This is a genomic window from Ktedonobacter sp. SOSP1-85 (assembly GCF_016587415.1).
Lineage (GTDB): Bacteria > Chloroflexota > Ktedonobacteria > Ktedonobacterales > Ktedonobacteraceae > Ktedonobacter.
In genome coordinates this window covers 644,072-668,708 of record NZ_BNJI01000001.1, presented here as the reverse complement: position 1 = coordinate 668,708, position 24,637 = coordinate 644,072, and the positions used below count along the sequence as shown (strand labels likewise).

Genomic DNA, 24,637 nt, shown 5'->3' with positions numbered 1-24,637 from the left:
TTGAGTCGAAATGAGTGGTCTTTGCTCTCAATTGAGGAAAGGCAAACTGGGTGGCACCGCGGGAGCCAGGCTGTAGCTCTCGTCCCTGTATCAAATGATAGGGATGAGGGTTTTTTTTGTTCCAATATCTTAACTCTTGGGGGCCAGATAATGATTTCTACCGCTATTATTAACGTTACTAGTTATACCGGCCTGGAACTCTTGCGCCTGCTTGCGCAGCATCCTCAATTAAAGGTTACCTCCGTCACCGCACGCAGCCTGGCGGGCAAGACGCTGGTAGATGTCTTCCCACAACTACAGGCCCTTGCAGCCACGACCGCGATTGATCCAACGATGGTGATCGCGGAGGAACCAGCACAGACAGACCTGGCGTTTGTCTGCTTGCCCCATGCCGCCGCCGCAGAGGCGGTCGTACGCCTGCTTGAGCGCGGCACAAAGGTCGTCGATCTCTCAGCGGACTTCCGCCTGCATGATGTGGCGGTGTATGAAGAATGGTATAAGCATACCCATCCTGCTCCAGCCTTGCTCGAAAGCGCGGTCTTTGGTCTCTGTGAGCGCTATCGTGAGCGGATCGCAGGGGCTAGCCTCGTCGCCAGTCCCGGTTGCCACTCAACCACCGCCATTCTTGCCCTTCTACCCGCTTTTGCCCGGGGCATTGTAGAGCCAGACGTCATCGTGGACTCGAAAACGGGCATTAGTGGCGCGGGCCGTGGCTTGACGCTGGGGACACATTTTGCCGAGGCGAACGAAGATATGAGTCCCTATAGTGTAGGCGGTCATCGACATATGCCCGAGATCAAGCAAGAGTTGCTCGCTGCTGCCAGGGATGGCGGACATGCACTCTCCGATATCCGCATGACATTCTTGCCGCACCTGGTACCCATGACGCGGGGCATCCTGGCGACTTGCTATGCCACGCTTGCGCCAAGCGCTGTAGAGAGCCTCTCGTCAGAGGCTATCGTGGAGTTGTATCGCGAGTATTATGCAGGCGAGCCTTTTGTGCATGTAGTGGATCAGCCACCTCATACCAAGTGGGCCTATGGTAGCAATCATTGTTTTATCTATCCAACACTTGATGCCCGAACGGGACGCCTGATTATAATGTCCTGCACCGATAACCTGGTTAAAGGCGCGGTGGGTCAGGCCATTCAGAACGCGAACTGTATGCTTGGTTGGCCCGAGAGTCTGGGCCTGGCAGGGGCTGGCGTCAATCCCTAGTCTGAAAAAATGTATGCAATGTGATCCCTCTACTGTTGTGTGTAACCCGCGAGTCTCGGAGCACATGATGTAGAGTGAGGAGGAACATAGAAACGATGACAATAGCGTTTGAACGCACACCAGACGGCGAAATTATCAATGATCAACATCTTATAGCCAGAGTGTTAAGCGAAGCAATTAATTATATTAACTATCTTAAAGACAAGATCCTGGTGTTTAAACTTGGTGGCAGTATGCTGGAGCACCAGCAGGAGGTGTTGCAGGATATTGTCTGGCTACATCAACTGGGTGCGCTTCCTGTACTGGTGCATGGTGGTGGACCCTATATTAATGACTGGTTGACGAAGCTTAGTATTCCGACGCGTTTCCTGGATGGTATGCGTGTCACCGACGCGGAGACCTTAGAGGTAGTACGCATGGTGTTGCGTGGGCAGGTCAATCAGCGCCTGGTATTGATGCTCTCGCAGTTGGGAGCTAATGCGGTGGGTCTGTGTGGGACAGATGGCAATATGGTACAGGCGCGTATGTTAGATGAGCGCCTGGGCTTTGTGGGTGAGGTGGAGTCGATTGATCCATCCTCTGTGCATACCTTGCTGGAGCAGGGCTTTATTCCGGTGATCGCGCCACTGGGCCAGGGACCGGATGGCACCTGCCTCAATATTAACGCGGACCTGGTCGCCGCGCACCTGGCGGGCGCATTAAACGCGGAGAAGCTGATCTTTTTGAGTAACGTGGTCGGCATCTGCCGCGCCGATGGAACCTTGATTTCCGAATTGAGCGATGCCGAGGCTCGCCGCTTGATCGACGAGGGCGTGATCAGCGGTGGCATGATCCCCAAGGTTTCGGCCTGCCTGGATGCGCTGGCGGCAGTGCCGCGTGTGCATATCGTGGATGGTCGCGAGCCGCATGTGCTCCTACGCGAACTCTGCACAGACCAGGGCGCGGGTACGATGATTATCCGCTAATGCTTGTGATTTGCGTGTGCGGTGATGCGCGTTGAGAAGTTGAGAAGTACTTTAGGTGAAGCGATGCATAGCCTCACCGCAATCCAGCAAATATGTTTTATACTACATAGCAGAGAACAAGAGAGTTGTCCCCGTCAGCGTTGACATCTGGAAAGGGCAGAGTCTTTCCAAACGCTAACGGGGACATGCGTTTATTGCCGCCTGCATTACACAGGAAATGTGACTGTAACAGTGGAGAGGACGTTCCATGAAGAAGCGCGTTGAGCGATTGCGAGGTATGTACGACCTTTTACCAGAGGTCTATCAGCAACAGCAGTGGGTAAGCGAGAAGGTAAGCAAGCTGTTAGAGCACGCGGGCTATGCCCATGTCGATTCCCCCGTGCTAGAGCATAGCGACCTCTTTCATGCCAGCTTTGGCCAGGAGCTATGGCAGAACCTCTACGCCTTTCGTATCCATCAACGCGACCTCTGCCTGCGCCCAGAATATACCGCCTCCATCTGCCGTTTGTACCTGGACCATTATCAGCAGCAGGGACTACCGCAGCGTTTTCAGTACGCTGGCCCGATTTTTCGCTATGAGGCCCCAGGACGCAGCCGTTATCGGCAGCATACGCAGCTCGGCATTGAAATCTTTGGTGGTCAGCCAGCGGCCGCGGATGCTGAGATGATCCAGTTGGCATGCGAGGTTCTCCACGATCTAGGGATCTCACGTTATCGTCTGGAGCTGGGGCATGTGGGCGTCGCGAGCGGCTTCATCAACCGCCTGCACCTCGATGACCACGCGGCCCGCCTCTTGCTTGGCCTGATGGAACAGATCAGCCGGTCGGAGGAGGGGGAGCGCCTGGCGCAGGAGCGGCTGGAGCGCCTCTATCCCGCGGACCAGGCCTTGAACAAGATGGCGTCAGAAGTTTCGCCGCCAGCCACGGTCTTGAGCGGAGTAGATGCACGCTATATCTCGTCGCTCCTGAGCGGTATCAGCATCTCCTTTGGCGATGACGACGTACGGCGCGAGGTCGTGGAGCGCTTCTTGTGGAAAATGGGACGCAATGAGCAGCGGCGGCAGATCTTGAACGCGCTGGAGTTTTTGCGTGAGCTGCATGCCGTCTCGGGTCCTCCTCCAGCCGTCTTTGAGGCAGTGGCAGAACTGCTAGAACGCTATGGTCTCGACACCTCCCCCCTCAACGAGTTGCGCCAACTGGTGGCCGTTGTTGAGCAGTGTGGTGTGCCGAGTGAGCAGATCTTGCTGAACCTCTCGCTTGGGCGTGGCGTGAGTTATTATACGGGCCTGGTCTTCGAGATTCACGCGCAGGAGGCAGACGGCTTCGATGCTCAGCTCTGTGGCGGAGGGCGCTATGATCGCCTCATGCGAGCCGTAGGCAGTTCGCGCGATATCGCGGCCTGTGGCTTCGCCATTGGCCTTGAGCGCTTACTCGCGCACATTCCCCAGGCCACGCTACCAGTGTTAAATCAGACACAGGCTCTGGTGATTCCAGTCAGCGCGAATGAGTTTCCCTATGCCCTTCGCGTGGCACGAGCCGCACGCGAGGCGGGTCAGCCCGTAGAGGTGGATATTAGCGGGCACGGTGTCGGCGCGGGATTGAAGCAAGCTGTTAAGAAGCAGATCCTTCTGGCGCTGATTGTGGGCGAGGATGAAGCCAGGCAGAACGAGGTAACGGTACGCAACCTAGAGACAAGCGTCGAGTGGCGTCTTCCATTTGGCGAGCTTGCCAATGGCCTGGTAGCAGATTTTGGTGAAGAGCAGAAGGAGCAGTTGGTATGAGTGCCCAGGAACGAGTGCGTTTAGCCCTGCCAGGGAAGGGAGCCCTGGAGGGCGCGACTATGTCATTTCTTGCCGAGTGCGGCCTGAAGGTCAGCCGCAGTAATCCGCGTCAATACCTGGCGCGCATCAAAAGCATGCCTGACCTGGAGGTTGTCTTCCAGCGGGCCGCCGATATACCGGCCCTGGTCCAGAGTGGCGACGCGACCCTGGGGGTCTCGGGCTATGATATCCTGGCGGAACATCGAGGCTACGGCGATGACCTGGACGAAGAGGATCACCTGGATGAAGACCTGCTGGTGCTTATGCGTGACCTGGGGTATGGGAGTTGCCGCCTCGTCCTGGCTGTGCCGGAGACCTGGATTGATGTCAGCTCCTGCGCGGATCTCTGGCACCTATCAGGGTATTATCGCACACATCGAGGGCGGGGACTGCGTATCGCCACCAAGTATCCCCTGCTGACCTCGCAGTTCCTACGGCGGCATAACATTACGCACTGCAAGATATTTTCGCCGCATGGCGCGCTAGAGGCTGCTCCGCTGACCGACACCGCCGACCTGATCGCGGATCTGACCGAGACGGGCACGACCCTACGCGAGAACCATCTCAAGCTGCTGGACGATGGCGTGATCCTACGCTCTCAGGCCTGCTTGATGGGCAATGCGCGTCTCCTCAAGCAGCATCCACTCGCGCTCAAGCTGACCGAGACCGTCCTGGAGCTGATTGATGCGCGCAACCAGGCACGCAACCGCTCACTGCTAACCGCCTATATGCGCGCAGAGAGCTTTGAGGGGATGCGCGATGCCTGTGGACGGCTCAACCAGCGCCTGAAGGCCATGGGGGCCGGCATCGAGTTCCGTATGGTCAATTCAGAACTGGATGGTGAGTCGGCCCCTGACCAGTACACGCTCTCGGGTGTGGCCAAAGTCGGTGAGGCCGCGCCTCAACTGCTGGAAACGGTGGCGGTACTGCGCCAGGCCGGAGCCACGCATATCAACGTGACGCCGCTGACCTATCGCTTCGCGCAGGAATCCGTGAATGCGCGTGCACTCAGGGAAAGGCTGAAGAGGTTATCTTGAAAAAAACAGTGATTTTTGATCTGGATGGCGTGATTACCAGCGAGGAGATGTACTGGACGACGGCGGGCCTGGTCTTGCATGAACTGCTCTATAGCCCGCGCTACTGGAATGTGGATGGACGTTCGGAGTACACACCACCCCAGACAGTCGAGGAGTACCGCGCCTGGAGCGAGGCGGTCTTTCCTGAGGCCTTGATTCAGGGCTTAAAGGCACGAGCTGTCAACTCAAACTGGGATACCTGCTATGCCGCTTTCTGCCTCTACCTGATCGATGTGCTTGCCCAGGTGAGCGACCACGCCGCCCTCTGGCCACCGCGTGTCGAAGATGCCGCCTGGAATGCGCGCTTACGCGGGCAACTGGCTCAGGCCCGTCCCCAGGTAGACCCTGAGCGCCTGCGACCGCTCACCGATCCCACGCTCGCTGGTTATACAGGCTTTGATCTGCTGGCACGCCTGGATATCCTGGCTCGCCAGGTTTTGAATGTCGAGAGTGAGGGAGGACTTGGGCATTATAGCCCCTCCTGGAAGTTCTGCCGCGACCTCTTCCAGGAATGGTACCTGGGCGATGCGCTCTTCACGCAGGATTATGGGCGAGCGCCCTGGCAGACAGGCAAGATTGGTTGCATCAACTTTGAGCAGCCTCTTCTACCAATTGAACAGTTGCGCTCAACGCTTGAGGATTTGCAGGCCCAGGGATATACCCTGGGCATCTGCACCGGGCGTGGCAGCTTCGAGGCTCTCACCCCCCTACGTAACTATGGCCTGCTCACTTTCTTTAGTGCTGAGCATATCGTGACGCATACCGAAGTGGCGGAGGCGGAGCGGCGCCTGCGGGAAGAGGGACAACCCCTGACCCTGGCCAAGCCGCATCCCTTCCCCTTCTTGCGCGCCGCCTTCCCGGAGTATATGCCGGGTGATCCCCTGCCGCCGCGCGGCAGCTTTCTCGTGGTTGGAGATACGACCAGCGACGTGCGAGGGGCGCACGCGGGAGATGCCTTCTGTCTCGCGGTCCGAACCGGGGCCAGAACTGAGGAGGCACGGACACTGCTTGCGCAGAGCACTCCCGACTTTCTGTTAGAGGATGTGACGCATGTCCCTGCCCTGGTGCGCCAGATCGATGACCTGGGCACGATCCAGCGGCTCCAATTTCACGAGCGTGAAAAAGCAGAGCAACTCCTACAACGCTGGTTCGCGGTTCAGATGGATCTGCGTATCGACAGCATTCAGCTTACGCCCAAAGCCGTCTCGCTCAATTCATTTAATGGTTTCTATCGGGTTGGTGGAGAGGAGTACTTCTTTAAGACGCATGTAGAGGACCAGGGGGTTCTGGCGGAGTACTATAACGCCACGCTCCTGCACGAGGCGGGCTATAACGTGGTCTTGCCTGTGCGCACATTGCGCAGGAGCGGCCAGCAGATGGTCATCTACCCAGTTATTCGCTGGCCGGTCATGTTCGACATGATGCGTGCGCTGGAGACCGAGCAGCCAGCCCCGGCCTCCCTCGAGCAACTGGTCGCCGCTGAGCGACTGGAGTGCGAGCGCCTCTTGCGTATTTACCAGGAGACAGAGGCCCCGGTGAGCGCCGAGGAGCACGAGGCGGCCCCCATTCACCAGCTGTTCTGGCATCGCCTGACTGGGGGACGCCTGGCCAGCTTCTACGAGGGGAAGAGCCTTCTGCTTCCTACGCAGCCCGAGCGTGAAATTACCTTTGCGCAGCTCTGCACCTATCGCTGGCGTATTAATGGGCAGGTGCAGCGCCTGACGCTGGGTGAGTTGATTGAGCGCGCCAAAAGCGTGCTCCAGCCAGCCCAGGCCGGGCTGACCGTGGTAGGGCATGGCGATGCCCACTTTGGCAACGTCTTTCTGGAGGAGGGGCGCGAATACCTTTACTTCGATCCCGCCTTCGCTGGTCGACACTCGCCATTGCTGGATGTTATTAAGCCGCTCTTTCATAATATCTTCGCAAGCTGGATGTACTTCCCGCGGGAGATCGCGCCGGACTGCTCCTTGCAGGTGAAAGTCGATGAGCAGGAAGGCTGTATCGAGATCGCATATGATTTCACGCTCCCACCCATACGCGAGGCCATCCTCCAGACCAAGCGCGAGCATTTGTTGAGACCATTGCTCGCCTGGCTCTCTTCACAGGGGGCCTTGCCGGAGAATTGGGAAGAGATTATGCACTCTGCGCTGCTCTGCTGCCCCTTGCTAACAATCAACCTCTTTGATGGGCAGCGCCTACCGCCGCTCATTGGCTGGCTGGGATTGACCTATGCTGTGTCGCTGGGACAGGAAACGGAGATACTCTCGCCGCGTCTGTTGGTGGAGACGGTTGAGCAGGAATGCTAGAAGGGAGAGGTGTTATTCATGATTGCCATTGTTGACTATGGAGCGGGCAATATTCACAGTATCGCCAAGGCCTTAGAGCACGTTGGGGGCGAGGTATGTGTCACCGACGATGCGGCGGTGGTCTCGCGGGCGCGTGCCGTTGTCCTGCCTGGTGTTGGCTCGGGAGGCTCGGCCATGAAGTGTATGCGCGAGCGCGGTCTGGATGACGCCATTCGCGAAGCCACGCGGGTGGGCAAGCCATTTTTAGGCATTTGCCTGGGAATGCAACTTCTCTCCGAGCACCATGACGAAGGGGAGACGGCGGGCTTAGGCCTCTTCCCAGGCGAGGTACGGCGTATTCCTCATGGTCCGAAGATTCCGCATATGGGCTGGAACCAGGTCCAACCACTGCGCGAGGACCTGCCCATCTTCGCGGGCATCCCCAACGAGGCATATTTCTATTTCGCGCATTCGTATTATGTGGAACCACGTGACCAGGCAGGTGTCGCAGGCGTGACCGAATATGGCTCGCCCTATTGTTCCGTCATCGTCACTGAGCAGGTTTGGGGCACGCAGTTTCACCCAGAGAAGAGTGGCGCGATTGGTCTGCGTATGTTGCAAAACTTTGTGGATTGGACGAGGCGAGCATGATTATTCTTCCCGCGATTGATATCAAAGATGGCCTGTGTGTACGCCTCTACCAGGGCGACTACGCGCAGGTGACGACCTATGACCGTGATCCCGTGCAGGTCGCACAGCGCTGGCAAGAGGCGGGTGCGAGCTGGTTGCATGTCGTCGATCTGGATGGCGCGGCCCAGGGTCGCCCCGTTAATACCGATCTCATCCAGCGGATGCGGCGAGAGACAACGCTGCAGATCGAGGTTGGGGGGGGCATGCGCAGCCTGGAGCAGATTGAGCAGGTACTGGCCCTGGGCGTGGAGCGTGTTATTCTGGGCACGGTCGCGCTGCGTGATCGTGCGCTGCTGGAGGCGGCGCTTGCGCGCTGGGGAGAGCGAATCGTGGTTGGCCTGGATGCGCGTGATGGCTTTGTCGCCGTCTCGGGCTGGTACGAGACCTCGCAGGTGCGCGCCACAGAGTTGGCTAGCGTACTGTCCAGGTTGGGCGTGCGGCGCTTTGTGTACACCGATATCGCGCGCGATGGCGCGCTGAGCGGTCCCAATTTGCCCGCCTTGCGCGAGATGCAACAGGCGTCCGAGAGCGCGCTGATCGCCTCGGGCGGAGTCAGCTCACTTGAGGACCTGCGCGAACTGGCACAGTCAGGCGTAGAGGGCGCGATTGTTGGCAAGGCTATTTATACCGGCGCGGTCGACCTGGCGCAGGCGGTACGCGAGTTAGAGAAGGGAGCGTGATCAAAGGCTATGTTGACCAAGCGTATTATTCCCTGCCTCGACGTCGCCAATGGTCGTGTCGTCAAAGGCGTGAACTTTGTCAACCTGCGTGACGCGGGCGATCCCGTAGCCCTGGCGACCTTCTATAACGACGAGGGTGCCGACGAGGTAGTCTTCCTCGATATCACCGCCTCCTATGAGCAACGCGCGACCATGCTCGATGTGGTGCGGCGTACCGCCGAGCAGGTTTTTATTCCGGTCACAGTGGGTGGAGGTATCCGCACGGTGGAAGATATCCGCGCCACGCTGGGTGCCGGCGCCGACAAGACCTCGCTGAACACTGCCGCGGTCCAGAAGCCTGAGCTTTTGCGCGCGGGGGCGGAGCAGTTTGGCGCGCAGTGTATTGTGCTGGCGATTGATGCGCGGGCCAATTCCGCCATGCCCAGCGGCTACGAGGTCTTTGTACATGGTGGGCGCACGCCGACCGGGAAGGATGCTCTGGAGTGGGCGCAGTATGGCGTTGAGCTTGGCGCGGGCGAGATCCTGCTGACAAGTATGGATCGTGATGGCACCAAGCAGGGGTATGACCTGGCATTGACGCGTAAGATCGCGAGCGCGGTGAGCGTTCCGGTAATCGCCTCGGGCGGCGTAGGCACGCTAGAGCACCTCTATGCTGGTTTAACGGAAGGGGAGGCCGATGCCGTCCTGGCTGCCTCTATCTTCCACTTTGGCGAGTATCGCGTACGCGACGCCAAGGCATATCTGCATGCGCGTAATGTGATTGTGCGCCCAGCATAAAATTTATAAATCTAAAGAATGTGGAGCATGCTGGCAGCATGCTCCACATTCTTTAGATTGGCATTGGGTGTTAGGCGAGCTGATTTTTGGCGTGGAGGTCGTCGAGGACGAGTTGGAGCACGGTAGAGCAGCGTGCGCGGTCGGTGTATGCCACAAAGGCAATTTCCTCGATCTCGCTACTGGCCTGGGGTTCTCCCTGGATCTTCGCGCTATAGCAGGTTGTGCGCACGAGGGTCCCGGCGGCTTTCCCGTGTGCCTGCGCCTCAAAGGTGCCGAAGTAGTGTTCTGTCCCAGGCTCAAGCGAGACATTCAACTCTTCCAGTACCTCGCGGCTGAGCGCGGCATAATCGCTCTCTCCAGCCTCGAGCTTGCCGCCAGGCAGATAGTACATATCTTTCCCCTGTGAGCGTGTCACCAGGAGCTTACCGTCCTGTAGATAGATAAGCGCTAATTTATCGATGAAATGTGTCTCTTGCATAGTGATATGATGCCTCCCAAATTCCTGAACAAGGAACCAGGCAGTATCATAGCAGAGGTATATGCGGGCTGTCCAATAACCCATGACCCGCTCCTGGCGTACGCGGCTACTGTGGGCCTGGAGGAGTAGCCGCGTACGCCAGGAGCAGGTTCCAATTAACGTGTGGGTGTGGCATGGGCGATGAACTTGCGCACCCCTGGATCGCGGGGGAAGGCCTCGATGAGCACATGTTGGTATTCGAGGAGGCGGTTCATCAGCATTTTGGAGGAGAGCGTATGTATCTCTGAGGCTGCTTCCTGGGCTATCACCAGGCTGGCCTCTTTCTCGCGCTTTTTGGCATAGGCCTCCGCCAGGGGAATAAGGGTCAGGGCGCGTCGTGAGCGCCAGTGTTCTGGAAACTGAGCGAGAGATTGTTCGAAATGGGTAATGGCCTCGTTGTAGCGTCCATTCATCAATGTGCAGTTGCCCGCTATTTGATGCCAGGTCGCGGTGTCAAATTCATCATTAGGTGTCAGAGCTTTGAGCAGTTCTCCCGAGGTCTCAAGCTTCTCCTGGACGATGGCATAGTCCTGAAGGGTAGCCGCGTTGTAGGCCCAGTTCGCCAGTAAGTGTGCTTTGGAACAGAGAAACTCTTCACCCTCCTGCTCTTCAATCAGGCGATAGGCCTCCTCGATATACTGAATAGCGCGACTGTAGCGACCCGCAAAGTTGGCGGCAATCGCCTGCCAGTTCCGGCTCTGAGCCTGGTGCCAGGGATCTTGGGCCTCGGAGGCCGCGGCGTAGGCCCGGGCATACATTTGTTCCTCGGCCTCGCTGGCATCCAGGTGATGGAGGGCCGAACCAATCAGGTTGTAGATTGAGGCCGAGAAGATGGCCTGGACGCGTGCAGGGAGCAAGGTATGAATATAGTCCAGGAGCATACGCAGGGCATGACCAACGGCAAGAACCTGTTCGGGCCGGCTGGCGTGAGAGAATTGCCAGGCCTGGTTGACGCTATGTGTAAAGGATTCCTGCAATTGGAAACACTCGCTGGCAGACATATGCTCCTTGAGATGCAAGGAACCGATACCATAGTGTTGCAGCGCCAGGCGCACGGATGTGGGCATACCGCGTAGGCTTTGGGAGACGATGTGTAGTGATTCAAAGAGCGTTTCGGGCGTCCATTGCTGTTCGAAGGCTGAGGAGAGCTGACTCGCGCCAAGAATGAGCCAGAGTCCTGTCTGTTCCTGGAAGGGCGTCGTCGCGATGGGCGTGGCCGTTGTGTGAGTGGCGTGCCCCTCGTGTCGGGGGGAGGTGTTAGTAGGGTCTAGCTCATGCAAATGTGCAGGGGCTAGTGTCGGCGACGATGAAGTGGCTCGGGTCGTCAGTAATTTTTTTGGTCCACGCTCAGGGGGTATGGTCAATCCCAATTCTTGCGAGGTCAAGCCAAAATAAGTGCATAGACGCCGGCGTGATTCCGCGTTGATGGAATAATTATGTTCCGCGCGCCAAATAGTGGCTGTACTCATACTCGTCTCCTGAGCCAGTTGTTCAATCGTCAGGTTGTAGCGAGTACGCGCGGCACGCAGGGGATGGGTAGCTGCTTTCCTCATTTTCGACCTCTATGTCGTTAGCGATGCAAAGCACTGAAGATACGCTTATCTTTTACAGTATGTTATTTGTTCATAGCTGTCAAGTAAGCTACCCTACCTTCTTTAGTCTGTTCTTAGACTTTTTTACATTCTATAGGTATATCTCTCCTCTTCTAATGGGCTGTGATGTAGAGTGAAGATATATCTCCTGCTGATTTCTATTCAGTTTTTTATCAATCACGTCGCCGAAATTGACTCGTTCCCAAATAAAAAGGTATATCAAGAAGAGAGTTAACTATTTTGCATCTCCAAAGCAGGGAAGCAAGCTATGAAAGCGAGGAGGTCTATGTCTGCGCAAATGCTCCAACGTCGCAGTTGGTGGCAACAGGGACGTTTCACTCTCCCAATAGTTGTGTTATTAGTGCTCATATCGTGTCTCACTATGCAATTTACGACTCACACCACGGCCCAGGCTGCCGGCACGGGCTACTGGCATACCAGCGGATCACAGATCCTAGATGCAAATAATCAGCCGGTGCGTATCGCGGGCATTAACTGGTTTGGCATGGAAACGGCCAACTATGCGCCCCACGGACTCTGGACGCGTAGCTACAAGGATATGCTGGATCAGGTCAAGAGCCTGGGGTATAATACCCTGCGTCTGCCCTATTCAAACCAGCTCTTTGACGCGGGGAGTACCCCCAACGGGATAGATTACAATAAAAATCCCGACTTACAGGGCTTAAGTGGTATCCAGATCATGGACAAGGTGATTGCCTATGCTAGCCAGATTGGCTTACGGACCATTCTGGACCGGCATCGCCCAGATTCTGGCGCGCAATCGGCCCTCTGGTATACCTCCGCGTATCCTGAATCACGCTGGATCTCTGACTGGCAGATGCTGGCCCAGCGTTACAAGGGGAATCCCATGGTCATAGGTGCGGATCTGCACAACGAGCCGCATTCGCCTGCCTGCTGGGGCTGTGGCGACCAGACCGTGGATTGGCGTCTCGCAGCCGAGCGGGCAGGTAACGCGATCCTCTCGGTCAACTCCAACTGGTTGATCTTTGTAGAGGGTGTCGACTGCTTTGGACCGGGTGGTCAAGCCAGTGGCGACTGCTACTGGTGGGGAGGCAATCTCGAGGGAGCGGCGCAGTATCCTGTGACCTTGAATGTTGCTAATCGCCTCGTCTACTCCGCGCATGACTATCCCGCAAGTGTCTACAATCAGACCTGGTTTAGCGCTCCAAACTATCCCAACAATCTGCCTGGCGTCTGGGATACGCATTGGGGCTATCTCATCAAGCAGAACATTGCTCCCGTCTGGCTGGGTGAGTTTGGTACGAGGCTGGCGACTACCTCGGATCAGCAGTGGCTCACAGCATTGACCAACTACCTGGGCAAAGGTGCGAGCGGCATTAACTGGACGTTCTGGTGCTTGAATCCAAATTCCGGTGATACAGGCGGCATCTTAAATGATGACTGGACAACCGTCAACCAGACGAAGCAGGCCTATCTTACGCCGATTGAGTTCCCGCTTGATACAAGCTCTGGTGGGGGCGGTACACCGACACCCACTCCGACCACTACCAATACGCCGACGCCCACACCAACGACAACTACTACGCCCACACCCACACCGCCTCCTGGCTCGGCCTCTGTAAAGGTGTACTACAAAAATAATGACTCTAATCCCACCGACAACCAGATCAGGCCGGGACTGGAGGTCGCCAACACGGGGAGCAACACCATTAATCTGAGCGATATTACTGTTCGCTACTGGTATACCAGCGATAGCAATGTCTCCCAGGCGTACTCGTGTGACTATGCCCAGATTGGTTGCTCCAATATCAGCGCTAGATTCGCAACCGTCTCCCCAGCGCGTACAAACGCCGACTATTACCTGGAAATTAGCTTTACCTCGGGCGCGGGAACGCTTGCCCCTGGCGCTAACACTGGTGATATTCAGAACCGCTTCAACAAGACTGATTGGAGTAATTATAACGAGAATAATGATTACTCGTACAGCCAGAGCACGACAAGTTATACGGCCTGGACGAAGGTGACCGCCTACTATAAAGGCCAGCTCATCTGGGGAACGGAGCCATAGACGAAGGGACTTCCCTAACCCTTCTAGCGCCCCTGCCCTGTCTCAAGACAGGGCAGGGGCTTTTTGTGTGGTCGAGGTTAGCTATCAACATGGATAAAGTTTATCGTGTGCCGGGTCGATAGAAGAGAGCGGTAGATCGTGCTAGCTTTGTTCGTGGTGTGCCCCCTTGACAAATCGACGGGGAACCGATTATAGTAGTAGTGGTTACTACTACTAAAGATGAAAGGGAGAGCGAACTGCGGTGGGTGCGATGATTGAAGAGCTAAAGCATCTGGGTTTTACCGGAGCGGAGGCGCAGGTCTACATCTATCTTTTGCAATATCCCAATGCAACGGGCTATGAAGTAAGTAAGGGGACCGGGCTGCCGCGCGCCAATACCTACCAGGCGTTGGAGACACTGGTTACCAAAGAGGGCGTGATTGCTGTTACACCTGACCCGGTGCGTTACGCTTCGGTGCCGCCTGCGCAGTTGCTCAAGCGCATTCAGCAGGAGACGGCGCAGCGTTGTCACGACCTGGAGCAGCAGCTCTCAGCCCTGGAACAGCCTGACAGCATTGGACACTTCTGGGAGTTGCGGGAGCGCCAGCGTATAGAGACGCGCCTCACCGAATTGATCGCAAGCGCGCAGCATCGGATCGCGGCCAGCCTCTGGGCAGAGGATGTTGAGCTCCTCTCGGGTGTCTTGCGTGCGGCGCGTGATCGTGGCTGTGTCATTATTTTGAATCTCTTCGGTGAAGTGGACGCGGATTTTGCGACCATCTACCGGCACGAGGTTCCTGAAAAGGTCGTAGGCGGCCATGTAGTCGCGCTGGCAATCGATTTTCAAGAGGCCCTGGTAGCCTCCCTGGATGCTCCGGCAAGCGGAGTGGTAACACAGAATCGCACCATGGTACGCGTGGTGGAGAAGTTGATCCGAGATGAAGCCTATCTGGCCGCGATCTATGAGCAGTTCTCACAAGAGCTGGAGACGGCCTTTGGCACGCATCTGGTTCATTTACGTCGCCGCCTCCTGCCGCAGGCGGACGCCGAGCGGCTGGTTGCTGTCACCAGGTTGGACGCGCAAACCCTGCATCTCTCATCCGAACTCGGGCGAGAAGTCAACACGGAAATGCTTTAATTGATAAGGAGCACGAATAGATTATGACTGCATCGGTAACTGTTGTAGTTGGTACACAATGGGGGGATGAGGGGAAGGGAAAGATTGTTGATCTCCTGAGCACAGAAGCAAACATGTGCGTTCGCTTCCAGGGCGGCGGCAATGCTGGCCATACCGTGATCAACGAGTACGGAACATTCAAGTTGCACCTAGTGCCCTCGGGCGTCTTTAATCCCCAGTGTCTCTCCATCCTGGGTACCGGCACCGTCATCGATCCGCCCGCGATGCTTGAGGAGTTGCAGGAGATCGCCTCCCAGGGTGTGAATATCGATAATGTGAAGATCTCTGATCGCGCACACGTCGTTATGCCTTATCATAAAGTGCTGGACAAAGTTGAGGACCAGGCGCGTGGAGCGTATCGTGTAGATACAACCGGGCGTGGTATTGGCCCTGCGTACACCGATAAAGTAGGTCGCATCGGTATCCGCATCAGCGATTTGCAGCATGAGCAGGTGTTGCGCGACAAGCTGGCGATTATCCTGCGCCGGCATAATGCAGTGTTGACAAATGTATATGGCGAGCAGCCGTTTGACCTGGAGCAACTGGTGGCTGAGGCCCTGACCTGGGGCGAGCAGCTCAAAGCGCGCATCGTAGACACGGTTCCTTTGATGCGAGCCGCCTTGCGTGATGGGAAGCGTATCATGCTCGAAGGCCAGTTGAGCGTCATGAAAGACATCGACTGGGGCTCCTATCCCTTTGTCACCAGTTCATCGCCCTCGGCTGGCGGAGCCGCGGTGGGCGCGGGCATCCCTCCACGCTATATTAATCGTGTGATTGGTGTTGCCAAGGCCTATAGCTCTCAGGTTGGCACAGGTCCCATGCCAACGGAGCTCCTGGACGAACTGGGCGCGCACCTGCGTGAACTGGGCGGAGAGTTTGGCGCGACCACGGGCCGCTCCCGGCGTATTGGCTGGTTTGACTCGGTCGTCACACGCTATGTCACCGAGCTTAATGGGTGCACAGGTCTGGCTATTACCAAGCTAGATGTACTGGATACCTTTGCCGAAATTCCCGTCTGCACTGGCTATCGTTATCGCGGTGAGCTGATTACCGACCTTCCTGATCCATTAATTCATGAGGCATGTGAGCCTGTCTACGAGGTACTTCCTGGCTGGCAGCAGCAGACCAGCAGCATTCAGTCTTTGACGGGCCTACCCTACAATGCGCGTGCTTACCTGGATCGCCTGGCCGAATTGACTGGTGTTCCCCTGCATAGCGTGGGCGTCGGTCCGCATCGTAACCAGACGTTACTGGCGTAAGGCTAGAGCTGATGAAGAGGGGCGTTGCCTGGAGCCTGTGGGCTACAGGCAGCGTCCCTTCTGCTATCAAGAGCGTCTTCGCGCCTGCGAGCCGCGAAGAATATATTATAATATCTCTGGAATTTAAGCATAGAGATAGTTAGATTCAAAGGAATTTGTAACATAATGAGTGAGCAAATACTCAATAAAGTGGCGCTATGTGTTGTGGCGCATGCCGACGATACCGAATTTGGCATTGCAGGAACGGTCGCGAACTGGGTGCGCGACGGCTGGGATGTCTATTATGTTATTTGTACTGATTGTAGTGGTGGTGGTCCCGATGACGCTGAGGATCTCAGCCCGGCTGCCCGCCAGCGTACAGTGGAGACACGCAAACTGGAACAGCGTGCGGCGGCCCAGATTCTAGGTGTGAAGGATGTTATCTTCCTGGATTATCCTGATGGCCTGTTGCAGCCAACACTGGAGCTACGTCGCGAGATTGTGCGCTTGATCAGGCAGTATCGCCCCTCGCGCCTCGTCTGCCAGTCGCCAGAGCGCTCCTGGGCGCCTACCATGATTATCCCCCGCTACCATCCCGACCACCTTGCGGCGGGTGAGGCCGCTCTGGCGGCGGCCTATCCTGCCGCGCAGAATCCCTGGGACTTCCCCGAATTATTTGAGGAGGGGCTAAAGCCACATAAGGTCTCAGAGATCTATATTACCGCCGCGCCGATCTTAAATCACTATGTCGATATTACTGAGACCATGGATACGAAACTGGAGGCCCTGCGCGCACATGAGAGCCAGGTAGGCCATAACCTGGAGTTCCTGGAGCGAATGCTGCGTGATGGCGCGGGCGCCCTGGGCGAGCCACACGGCTATACCTACGCCGAAGCCTTCCACCTGACTCGTAACGGCTAAATCTCTCGTAGAGAGCCTGTAAACATAAAAAGTAAGTAGAAGAGGAGCGTCGGGGGCGCTGCCATGGCAGCGCCCCCGACGCTCCTCTTCTACTTGCGACATTACCTTAGCTGGTGCCCCAGATGTCGACCAGGTAGCGGTTCTGGGCACTCACTTCTTGTAGCCATTGATCAGCTTCCTGGCTGCTTTTGCCGGTTTTGGCCTGGTATATCTGTTTATAGCTCTCGGCAACTGCGGGAACCATACGGGTAGTATCGCCACACACATATGTGACGGCCCCCTGTTGTAGCAGAATCCAGATGGCATCCTGCTGTTCCAGCACCTTATCCTGGACGTAGACCCTGGGTTGTGACGCTACACGTGAGTAGCCCGCGAATACCTTGACAATACCATTGTCTTCGCCGCGTTTGATCTCCTCTGGATAGAGCAGGTGCTGCGGATCGCGACAACCAAAGAAGAGCAGGGCCGGTCCAACCTCTTTTCCGGCTTGCTTTTGCCGTCCTCGCTCCTGCAAGAAGCCACGGAAGGGCGATACCCCAGTGCCTGCCGCGATCATAATAATGGGCGTGCGTGGGTCCTCTGGGAGGTGGAAGGGACCATTAGTGTTCTGCACAAAGGCATAGACGATATCACCAGCGTGCTGATTGCGCAGGTAGCTGGTGCAGACGCCCTCGAAAGTGCCATGTCCTGACCAGGCTGGCCCCTGTACAATTCCCACGGAGAGGCTGCATTCGTCGGGCTTGAGGAGAGGCGACGAGGAGATGGAGTAATACCTGGGGCGTAGAGGTGTCAGGCAGTCCAGGAACACATTGAAGGGCATCGTACACGAGGGATATTCTTCGATCAGGTCAATGAGCGATTTGTGTTGCTCAAGTACCTCTTTTTTGTAGGCCGCCTCGCTTTCTGGACCTGAGCCAACCAGCATTTCCAGGCGCGCTCGCTCACTATCATCACTGGTATATTCAAGCATACGCTCGATATGAGTACGTGTGGCGACGTCCTGGAGTTCGATATAATTGGCAAGCAGATCATAGACAGAAATGGGCTCCTCAATTGGGGCGGCGGGCTTGCGTTCATCATTGGCGTGCAGCTGGATGATTGTCTGGCGATCAAACTGGAAATGGTCCGCGATGCGTGTTACCTGCTCTTCAGGATTGCTGGCCAGCACGCCCAGGTGGTCGCCTGTGCGATAGGGCATGTTTGGAGGCAGCGAGATCTGGAGATGGCGTGTAGAGTCGCCATTGAGTGCATCCGGTTGCTGTTGAACCAACTCCCTGTTTTCCAGGATCGTCATTGGTTGCGCCCCGAAGGAGTTAATGAAGGGATAGGGATGCGGGCGGCGAATGATCTCGATATCATAGCGCGGCCTATACTGGTGTTTGACCTCTTCCTGTGGTGTGAGCGATAGGGCCTGGACGACCGAGTTCCATAGCCCATTATACCAGGAGCGGAACTGCCCATCGAAATCGCCTGCGGCATCGCCCTCGCCCCGTTGATAGACACGCCTGGCCCCTGCCTGTTCAAGCGCGCTATCCAGCAACTTGGGAATGGCCTGGTAGGTGCCCGCCCACTCATGGTTGCCGCATCCAAAAATGGTATAGTTGACACCTTTGAGCGCATCTGGCGCGAGACCGCTCTGTAGCCAATGGCAAAATGCACTGGCATTATCGGGAGGCATACCATTGTAGGACGAGGTAACAAGCACAACGAGACCCTCTTTAGGCAGCTTATCGACATAGTTGTCTAGCTCGCCCACGGTGGCCTCAAAGCCACGGGCGGTGCCAGCCTCCGCGATACGATGCGCAATCTCCTCGGCTGTGCCAGTGTTTGAGCCATAGAGCGCGAGTAGGGTCGTCCTCTGGGCTATTTTTTGCGGTGTCTCTGGCTCAGGGTGCGTGGCCTCGACCATGACTGGCTCTGCATCACTGACGGTATCCTCGTCTAGAGGCGTAATAATGATGTGATCGATATCGGTACGCGGCCTGACGCGCATATAGAAATCGGCGGGCTTAATGGTTAGCGCCTCGCGAATCTTCAGCTGATAGATGCCGGTTGTGTAAGGATAGAAGCGCTGGAGCATCATACCCAGAACGAGAGTCGCCTCCTGGAGGGCGAACTCGCGTCCGATGCAGGCGCGTTGCCCGGTGCCAAAGGGCTTGTAGGCATTGGCTGGACGCTGCTTTTCTGCCTCTGGATTGAAATGGTGGTCGGGATTAAAGATCTCCGCGTCGTCGCCCCAGATGCTGCGATCACGGTGGAGCATAGGTGTGAGCACGGTAATGGTGTCGCTGGGCTGAAGCTGATATTTACCTGCCAGAAGGCGCTCCTCGTAGGGGCAGCGATTGAATATTGGCGCGGTTGGGCAGAGGCGAAGCGTCTCTTTGAGGATCTGCTTGATATACACAAGTTGATGAATCTGTTCGTATGTGGGAGCCTTGCTGGTATCCCGACTCAGGACGTGGTCTACCTCTTCATAGGCTCGATTGAGTATATCGGGATGGTGTAAGAGGAAGTAGGTCGCGAAAGAGAGAAGCCCACTCGTCGTCTCATGCCCCGCGATCAGGAAGGTAATGATCTGATTGCGGATATTGACGTCGTCGATCTTCTCACCTGTTTGTTTGTCTACACCGTTCAGCATGGCGTTGAGCAAATCATTGTACTTCTGTCCCTCTGCCCCCATCATCTTGCGCTCCCTTACGAGTTGGTCGGCGGTCGACAAGAGGAGATCTGTGTCGGCCTGGAGCTGTCTGCGCTGGCGGAAGCGCAGCTTTTCTTCAATAGGTGGACGTGCCGCTCTTGCTGCGGTCGTGCTAAGGATATGCACCATCGCCTCGACGAATGGATGCATTTGCTCGCGAGTGATGGCGTGAAAATGGTAGCTGAAGCCACAGAGGCCAATCGTCTCCAGAGTAACCCTGGTCATATCGTCGGGAACATTAATGAGATCCTCAGGATTAAGGTGCTCCCATTTGGCCATCAGTTGTTCTGCGGCATCGAGCATCATAGGTACGTAGTTGCGCATGGCCTGAAGGCTGAAACTAGGCATAAGGATGGTGTGAGCCTTGCGCCAATTGGGGTCACTGGTATCCGCGGAAAAGAGGCCGCTACCAATAGCGCTACGCAGGTTGCGAACATTGACAGAGACGCGTTTATCAAAAAACTGGTCGTTGCAGACCTCGTCAACGAGGGCAAAGCTAGAGAGAACGATACGCCTTGTGCCATCGGGCAGGGGGAGCTGGAAGATGGGACCATGCCGCTGGGCTTGCTTGATAAGATCGCGCACAGCCGACTCAGGATGCACATCTTTCATATCGCCCATGGGGATGGTGTCTAGCTGGGATCGTAACATGACAAAAAGGCTCCTTCACGAGAGCGCTTCCCTGCGTTAACGACGCCGCAAAGTGAGAGACTGTTTCTAAAGATCGCTGTATGTGCATGGTTTGTTCTCTCTATTTATGATACCTGGACCACCATGACGTATGCTTTTTTACGAGATTTGGGGCAATTTGCTACGCTACAGATAGATGCTGTGAGGCTGTGGACTTGGGTGGCAGACTCTGATTATGTTTTCTGTTCGCAGAAAGGAAAGAGTGCTTTGGAGCATACAGACAGAGGGCGCCAGGCAACTTCTCTAGATCCGCGCTCCCTACAGGATCAACTTCTCTATCCGCATGCGTGTTTTACAGCCTTGCGCGAGAAGCATGGCCCGTTAATGTATAATAATGCGGCACGTTTCTGGGAAGCCTTTGACTATGAACTTGTGCATTTGATTGCGAACCAGCATGAATTATTCTCATCTGATAGCGTGAAATATGCCGCAGAACGTAGTGTTGATGAGTTCCAGAGCATGCTCAATACCGACCCACCGCGTCATCGCCAGTTGCGCTCGCTTATCTCTCAGGCCTTCACGCCGCGTACGCTTGCTCAGCTTGCTCCACGTATTGCCGAGATTACCCAGAGTTTGCTTGATGATGTGATCGAACGTGGCAGAATGGATGTGATCGCTGACCTCTCCTTCCCCTTGCCAGTGATCGTCATCGCGGAGCTACTAGGGGTTCCATCTGAGGATCGTGTGCAATTTAAGCAGTGGTCAGATGAACTAGTGATGGGCGAGTATGGCGAGTTTGCCAGCGAAGAGCGCGAGGAGTATGAGCGTCGTACGCGTGAGCGCTTCCGTAAGACGCTGGATACCATTTATGATTACTTTCGCGTGGTCATCGCCCAACGGAGGCGTGAGCCGCGTCATGACCTTATTAGCGAGCTGATCGCCGCTCAGATCGAAGGTGAGTATCTAACAGAACAGGAGCTGCTTAGCTTCTGTGCGCTCCTGCTGGTCGCGGGCAATATTACGACGACCAACTTGATAGGCAATGCCATCCTCTGTTTTGATGAGCATCCCGAGGTTATGGATCGGTTACGACGGGAGCCTGACTTCATGCCTGCCGCAATTGAGGAAGTCCTACGCTATCGCTCGCCAGTGACAGGGATTGGACGCTTCGCGACCCAGGATATTATCCTGCGTGATCGGCATATTCGCCCGGGCGATTTCATTATTGGCTGGGTCGCGTGCGCCAATCACGATCCTGAACAGTTTCCTGAGCCTGGAACATTTGACATTACGCGTACACCCAATCGCCATGTCTCCTTTGGCCACGGCATTCACTTCTGTCTTGGGGCGCCGCTGGCACGCCTGGAAACAAAGATTGCCCTGAATATTATGCTTGAGCGTATGCATGCTCTGCGGCGTAATCACGATCTGGCGCTCCCGCCGGTGCATAGCTCCTTCATCTATGGCGCAAAGTCGCTGCCCATTCTCTTTGAGGAACGCTAAACAGGGCATCAATAGGAGATATCGAGAAGGGGAGATGTAGAGGCGTGAGGTGCCGGGCGGTCGCCCGGCACCTCACGCCTCCCCTGAGCGTCGCAGGCGTGAAATTCTGGTTGGTGGCTCAATCGCCCAGTGTTTAGCTAAAGGTGGGTATATAGTGAAGTGTCCCACTATAGCTCTGTCCAGGAGCGACCTCAAGCAGATGCGCCATCTGATGCTCGCGCTCGTCCTGGTTGTGCAGGTTAATGGCATCAGTTGAGCAGGTCTGATGCTCGACACAGAGGTAAGAGGCACCTGGAGGCGCGTAGATGACGATATGCGTAAAATCGTCACTGGCGGTAATCCGGAGTTGCAAACCACGCTTCTTATAGTCTATAATTGCTGCTTCGCCTGGATGGGTTCGGGTGTAGACATGGTCCAGGTTCAGACACGAGACTGGACGACCCTGGCGTAGATCATACATGGCGTACATCAGCTTTCCCACCTCAAAGATGCGGCCCGTTGGCAGCAGAGCATCGTCAGCCTCCATCACTGCGTCCGCTGGTAGCGTAACGTAGGTCTCTTGTGCGCCGTCAAGGACTGGAAAGTAGGGGTGGAGCGCAAAGCCAAAGGGGAGATCGTGCGTGTCTTTGTTCTCTACTTTATAAGTAATGTCGATGCCCTGGTGGGTGAGAGTATAGGTCAGTGAGAGACGGCTGCGGAAGGGATAGGCCGCAAAGTGGGGACTCTCAGGCGTCTGCTCAATGTAGGTGGTGACGCTAACGCTATCGGCTTTAATGATGGGCTGCTCATATTGCCAGATCTGGTCAAGGACCAGGCCATGCACCAGGGCTTTATCTGTCTCGACTCGTTTTACATCCTGTAGCGAGTAGTTTTTTCCCTGATAACTATAGTGCTTGTCTCGTACACGATTGGGGAGAGGCCAGAGCACAAAGTTGCCAATAAACTGTTTTTGTTTGAGGAGCTCACTCTCATGGTAGATAAGATCAAGTGCTCCAACGCGAAAGCGAAACAAATTGCTACCCAGTTCAGGCGCAATGCCTACCTCCATGCTGTGGGTAGCGTCGTCTTTATCTGTGTAGGTAAGTGAAATAACTGTTGTGTCAATTTCGGCATCAACGCCTATTCGTGCCCCAAAGGGACTCTTCACTCCTTGTTTCATGGTATCACTTGCTCGCTGCTGGTTTGTCATAAGGACCCTTTCTAAACATGTTTCATGTATTTTTGTGACGACTCCCCACGGCTCAAGCCGGGGGCTTCTCAGGAGGCTTGCGCTTCCTGAAGGCTCTGTCCGAGCCAAAGAGCTTTGATGTTGAGTGCGGCATTGTGGTCACGATCCAACTCAGTGCCGCATTCACAGGAATGCCAACGTTCTGAGAGCGTTTTCTTGACCACCGTCCCGCAACCCGAGCACACTTGACTGGTGTACTTGGGGTCAACCTTCACCACCTGCACCCTACCAGCGTTCGCAGCTTTGTACTCGCAGAAGGCGATGAATTGACTCCAACCAGCATCCATGATGGATTTGTTCAGGCCAGATTTCGCACCGGCCCCGTTAGGAAGATAGTGTCCTGTCTCCTCATCCTGCTTCGGCTTTGCTCGTTTGGACAAGTTCGCAGGCGCAATATCCTCAAAGACAATGGTTTCGTAGGTGTCAACAAGCCTTCTGCTCCACTGATGCAAGTAGTCGTTGCGCTGATTACGCACCTTGCGATGCAGGCGAGCCACGCGCTGTATTGCCTTCTTGCGACGCTTGGAACCACGTTTCTTTCTTGACAAGGCTTGTTGTGCTTTAGTGAGCTTCTTCTCAGCACGTCGGTAGTGTTTGGGATTCTCGATCACGTCACCAGTGGAGAGCGTGGCAAGCTTAGACACTCCTAAGTCAATGCCCACAACCTTATCTGTGTAGGGCGTGCGTGGCATCGCCTCCACTTCGCAGGAGAAACAGGCATACCAGTGCTTGCCCTCTCGCTTGATGATACATGTCTTGATCGTTCCCAGCACTTTTCGATGGAGCTTGATTTTGACATGACCGACCTTCGACAACTCCAGACGCCCGTTCTTCAGGGAGAAGCCAACTTGTGGAAAACAGAAGCTATCATAGTGGGTGCGGCTCTGAAACCTGGGGTATCCCGGCTTCTTCCCAGCTTTGACCCGCTTGAAGAAGTCTTTGAAGGTTTTCTCCACCCGTCTAAGCACATCCTGCAACACCTGAGAATGAATGTCCTTGTACTCCTCTCTGATCTCCTTGATTTCAGGCAGTTGCATGGCTTGAGCATTGTAGTTGGTTCCTTTGCCAGTGTATGTGTACATCTCCCGACGCTCTTGAAGCGCGGCGTTGTACAACTCGCAACATCTAGCAAGCGTCCATTCAAGCTTCTCGCATTGCTTCTTGGTGGGGTACAAGCGAAACTTAAAGGTCTTCATGCTCATGTGACTTCCTACCTTTTTTGTGTCGAGCAATCCGCTCTCGTATCGCCTGTACAATCTCCCAATTAATGGATCGTTCCTCATCGTGTGCCATGCTCTCTAACTCATCCCACACCGATTGAGGAATACGAGCCTTAAAAGGATGTTCTTGTTTCTCTTTCATGATGTTATTTTAACATCATAGTGATATCATGTCAAGCATATCCACCACCGCCCTATCCACCCAGAAAAGGAACGGCCCTTATATCCCCATGTCTAAAGACAGGGGTTTTACGGGCCGCCTCGATAACATGGAAAGCTCTGCTGTTAGCATACCAATCGTGAAAAAGCGCGTGTGCTCCTGTTGTTTCAGCCTCAGCTCGCTGCGCGAACCTTCGGGGTAACGGGGGTGTGCC

General features: G+C 55.7%; 19 protein-coding genes. 13 read left to right on the top strand and 6 right to left on the bottom strand.

What is annotated here, in order from left to right; genetic code table 11:
- Positions 1-150: 150 nt before the first annotated feature.
- The 8 genes from argC (at position 151) to hisF (ending at position 9,510) form a co-directional block, all read left to right on the top strand.
- Positions 151-1,218, top strand: coding sequence for an N-acetyl-gamma-glutamyl-phosphate reductase (argC, locus tag KTE_RS03150; RefSeq protein ID WP_201378401.1), 1,068 nt, complete (start codon positions 151-153; stop codon positions 1,216-1,218).
- A 95-nt stretch (positions 1,219-1,313) separates the two neighbouring features.
- Positions 1,314-2,183: an acetylglutamate kinase gene (argB, locus tag KTE_RS03145; RefSeq protein ID WP_201378399.1), complete on the top strand. Its 870-nt coding sequence runs from the start codon at positions 1,314-1,316 to the stop codon at positions 2,181-2,183.
- 247 nt (positions 2,184-2,430) lie between these two features.
- The gene (locus KTE_RS03140) at positions 2,431-3,963 is read left to right on the top strand and encodes a HisS family protein (protein ID WP_201378398.1); all 1,533 of its coding nucleotides are present in this window, start codon (positions 2,431-2,433) and stop codon (positions 3,961-3,963) included.
- Positions 3,960-5,039, top strand: a complete 1,080-nt coding sequence (gene hisG / locus KTE_RS03135; protein ID WP_201378396.1) for an ATP phosphoribosyltransferase — start codon at positions 3,960-3,962, stop codon at positions 5,037-5,039. The genes KTE_RS03140 and hisG overlap by 4 nt, the downstream gene beginning before the upstream one ends.
- Positions 5,036-7,384 (top strand): HAD family hydrolase, encoded by a 2,349-nt coding sequence (locus KTE_RS03130; RefSeq protein ID WP_201378394.1) that lies wholly within the window; start codon positions 5,036-5,038, stop codon positions 7,382-7,384. Before hisG ends, KTE_RS03130 begins: the two co-directional genes overlap by 4 nt.
- An 18-nt stretch (positions 7,385-7,402) precedes the next feature.
- Positions 7,403-8,014 (top strand): imidazole glycerol phosphate synthase subunit HisH, encoded by a 612-nt coding sequence (gene hisH / locus KTE_RS03125; protein WP_201378392.1) that lies wholly within the window; start codon positions 7,403-7,405, stop codon positions 8,012-8,014.
- On the top strand, positions 8,011-8,733 hold the full coding sequence (gene hisA / locus KTE_RS03120; protein ID WP_201378390.1) for a 1-(5-phosphoribosyl)-5-[(5-phosphoribosylamino)methylideneamino]imidazole-4-carboxamide isomerase: 723 nt from the start codon (positions 8,011-8,013) through the stop codon (positions 8,731-8,733). Before hisH ends, hisA begins: the two co-directional genes overlap by 4 nt.
- A gap of 9 nt (positions 8,734-8,742) precedes the next feature.
- Positions 8,743-9,510 carry an imidazole glycerol phosphate synthase subunit HisF gene (gene hisF, locus KTE_RS03115; protein ID WP_201378383.1) on the top strand — a complete coding sequence of 256 codons (768 nt, stop codon included), beginning with the start codon at positions 8,743-8,745 and terminating at the stop codon, positions 9,508-9,510.
- A gap of 70 nt (positions 9,511-9,580) precedes the next feature.
- On the opposite strand, the gene KTE_RS03110 is transcribed toward hisF, so the two are convergent.
- Complete coding sequence (locus KTE_RS03110; protein ID WP_201386951.1) at positions 9,581-9,988, bottom strand: NUDIX domain-containing protein; 408 nt, start codon at positions 9,986-9,988, stop codon at positions 9,581-9,583.
- Positions 9,989-10,143: 155 nt separating this feature from the next.
- On the bottom strand, positions 10,144-11,580 hold the full coding sequence (locus KTE_RS03105) for a helix-turn-helix transcriptional regulator (protein ID WP_201378381.1): 1,437 nt from the start codon (positions 11,578-11,580) through the stop codon (positions 10,144-10,146).
- A gap of 325 nt (positions 11,581-11,905) precedes the next feature.
- On the opposite strand from KTE_RS03105, the gene KTE_RS03100 reads away from it, so the two are divergent.
- The 4 genes from KTE_RS03100 to KTE_RS03085 all read left to right on the top strand — a co-directional run bounded on the left by KTE_RS03100 (position 11,906) and on the right by KTE_RS03085 (position 16,984).
- Positions 11,906-13,669: a cellulase family glycosylhydrolase gene (locus KTE_RS03100; protein ID WP_201378379.1), complete on the top strand. Its 1,764-nt coding sequence runs from the start codon at positions 11,906-11,908 to the stop codon at positions 13,667-13,669.
- Between the two features lie 250 nt (positions 13,670-13,919).
- On the top strand, positions 13,920-14,786 hold the full coding sequence (locus KTE_RS03095) for a TrmB family transcriptional regulator (RefSeq protein WP_236600639.1): 867 nt from the start codon (positions 13,920-13,922) through the stop codon (positions 14,784-14,786).
- Between the two features lie 23 nt (positions 14,787-14,809).
- On the top strand, positions 14,810-16,084 hold the full coding sequence (locus KTE_RS03090) for an adenylosuccinate synthase (protein WP_201378375.1): 1,275 nt from the start codon (positions 14,810-14,812) through the stop codon (positions 16,082-16,084).
- Positions 16,085-16,249: 165 nt separating this feature from the next.
- A complete protein-coding gene (locus KTE_RS03085) occupies positions 16,250-16,984 on the top strand; it encodes a PIG-L deacetylase family protein (protein WP_201378373.1) in 735 nt (244 codons plus the stop codon).
- Between the two features lie 106 nt (positions 16,985-17,090).
- Here KTE_RS03085 and KTE_RS03080 read toward each other — a convergent pair whose 3' ends face one another.
- Positions 17,091-20,333 carry a bifunctional cytochrome P450/NADPH--P450 reductase gene (locus tag KTE_RS03080; RefSeq protein ID WP_201378372.1) on the bottom strand — a complete coding sequence of 1,081 codons (3,243 nt, stop codon included), beginning with the start codon at positions 20,331-20,333 and terminating at the stop codon, positions 17,091-17,093.
- A 246-nt stretch (positions 20,334-20,579) separates the two neighbouring features.
- Here KTE_RS03080 and KTE_RS03075 point away from each other — a divergent pair, with 246 nt between their 5' ends.
- Positions 20,580-21,815 carry a cytochrome P450 gene (locus KTE_RS03075; RefSeq protein WP_201378369.1) on the top strand — a complete coding sequence of 412 codons (1,236 nt, stop codon included), beginning with the start codon at positions 20,580-20,582 and terminating at the stop codon, positions 21,813-21,815.
- 133 nt (positions 21,816-21,948) lie between these two features.
- Here KTE_RS03075 and KTE_RS03070 read toward each other — a convergent pair whose 3' ends face one another.
- The 3 genes from KTE_RS03070 to KTE_RS49430 form a co-directional block, all read right to left on the bottom strand.
- On the bottom strand, positions 21,949-23,004 hold the full coding sequence (locus KTE_RS03070) for an aldose 1-epimerase (RefSeq protein WP_201378367.1): 1,056 nt from the start codon (positions 23,002-23,004) through the stop codon (positions 21,949-21,951).
- Positions 23,005-23,072: 68 nt separating this feature from the next.
- Positions 23,073-24,245: a transposase gene (locus KTE_RS03065; RefSeq protein ID WP_236600265.1), complete on the bottom strand. Its 1,173-nt coding sequence runs from the start codon at positions 24,243-24,245 to the stop codon at positions 23,073-23,075.
- Positions 24,226-24,405 (bottom strand): Arc family DNA-binding protein, encoded by a 180-nt coding sequence (locus KTE_RS49430; protein WP_201378365.1) that lies wholly within the window; start codon positions 24,403-24,405, stop codon positions 24,226-24,228. Before KTE_RS49430 ends, KTE_RS03065 begins: the two co-directional genes overlap by 20 nt.
- Between the last annotated feature and the right edge of the window lie 232 nt (positions 24,406-24,637).

Excerpts from the sequence above, each read along its gene's own strand:
- KTE_RS03090 (WP_201378375.1), top strand. The coding sequence starts at position 14,810 with ATGACTGCATCGGTAACTGTTGTAGTTGGTACACAATGGGGGGATGAG.
- KTE_RS03140 (WP_201378398.1), top strand. The coding sequence starts at position 2,431 with ATGAAGAAGCGCGTTGAGCGATTGCGAGGTATGTACGACCTTTTACCA.
- argC (WP_201378401.1), top strand. The coding sequence starts at position 151 with ATGATTTCTACCGCTATTATTAACGTTACTAGTTATACCGGCCTGGAA.
- KTE_RS03070 (WP_201378367.1), bottom strand. The coding sequence starts at position 23,004 with ATGACAAACCAGCAGCGAGCAAGTGATACCATGAAACAAGGAGTGAAG.
- KTE_RS03095 (WP_236600639.1), top strand. The coding sequence starts at position 13,920 with ATGATTGAAGAGCTAAAGCATCTGGGTTTTACCGGAGCGGAGGCGCAG.
- argB (WP_201378399.1), top strand. The coding sequence starts at position 1,314 with ATGACAATAGCGTTTGAACGCACACCAGACGGCGAAATTATCAATGAT.
- KTE_RS49430 (WP_201378365.1), bottom strand. The coding sequence starts at position 24,405 with ATGAAAGAGAAACAAGAACATCCTTTTAAGGCTCGTATTCCTCAATCG.
- KTE_RS03110 (WP_201386951.1), bottom strand. The coding sequence starts at position 9,988 with ATGCAAGAGACACATTTCATCGATAAATTAGCGCTTATCTATCTACAG.
- KTE_RS03105 (WP_201378381.1), bottom strand. The coding sequence starts at position 11,580 with ATGAGGAAAGCAGCTACCCATCCCCTGCGTGCCGCGCGTACTCGCTAC.
- KTE_RS03080 (WP_201378372.1), bottom strand. The coding sequence starts at position 20,333 with ATGTTACGATCCCAGCTAGACACCATCCCCATGGGCGATATGAAAGAT.
- hisA (WP_201378390.1), top strand. The coding sequence starts at position 8,011 with ATGATTATTCTTCCCGCGATTGATATCAAAGATGGCCTGTGTGTACGC.
- hisF (WP_201378383.1), top strand. The coding sequence starts at position 8,743 with ATGTTGACCAAGCGTATTATTCCCTGCCTCGACGTCGCCAATGGTCGT.
- KTE_RS03100 (WP_201378379.1), top strand. The coding sequence starts at position 11,906 with ATGTCTGCGCAAATGCTCCAACGTCGCAGTTGGTGGCAACAGGGACGT.
- hisH (WP_201378392.1), top strand. The coding sequence starts at position 7,403 with ATGATTGCCATTGTTGACTATGGAGCGGGCAATATTCACAGTATCGCC.
- hisG (WP_201378396.1), top strand. The coding sequence starts at position 3,960 with ATGAGTGCCCAGGAACGAGTGCGTTTAGCCCTGCCAGGGAAGGGAGCC.
- KTE_RS03085 (WP_201378373.1), top strand. The coding sequence starts at position 16,250 with ATGAGTGAGCAAATACTCAATAAAGTGGCGCTATGTGTTGTGGCGCAT.
- KTE_RS03065 (WP_236600265.1), bottom strand. The coding sequence starts at position 24,245 with ATGAGCATGAAGACCTTTAAGTTTCGCTTGTACCCCACCAAGAAGCAA.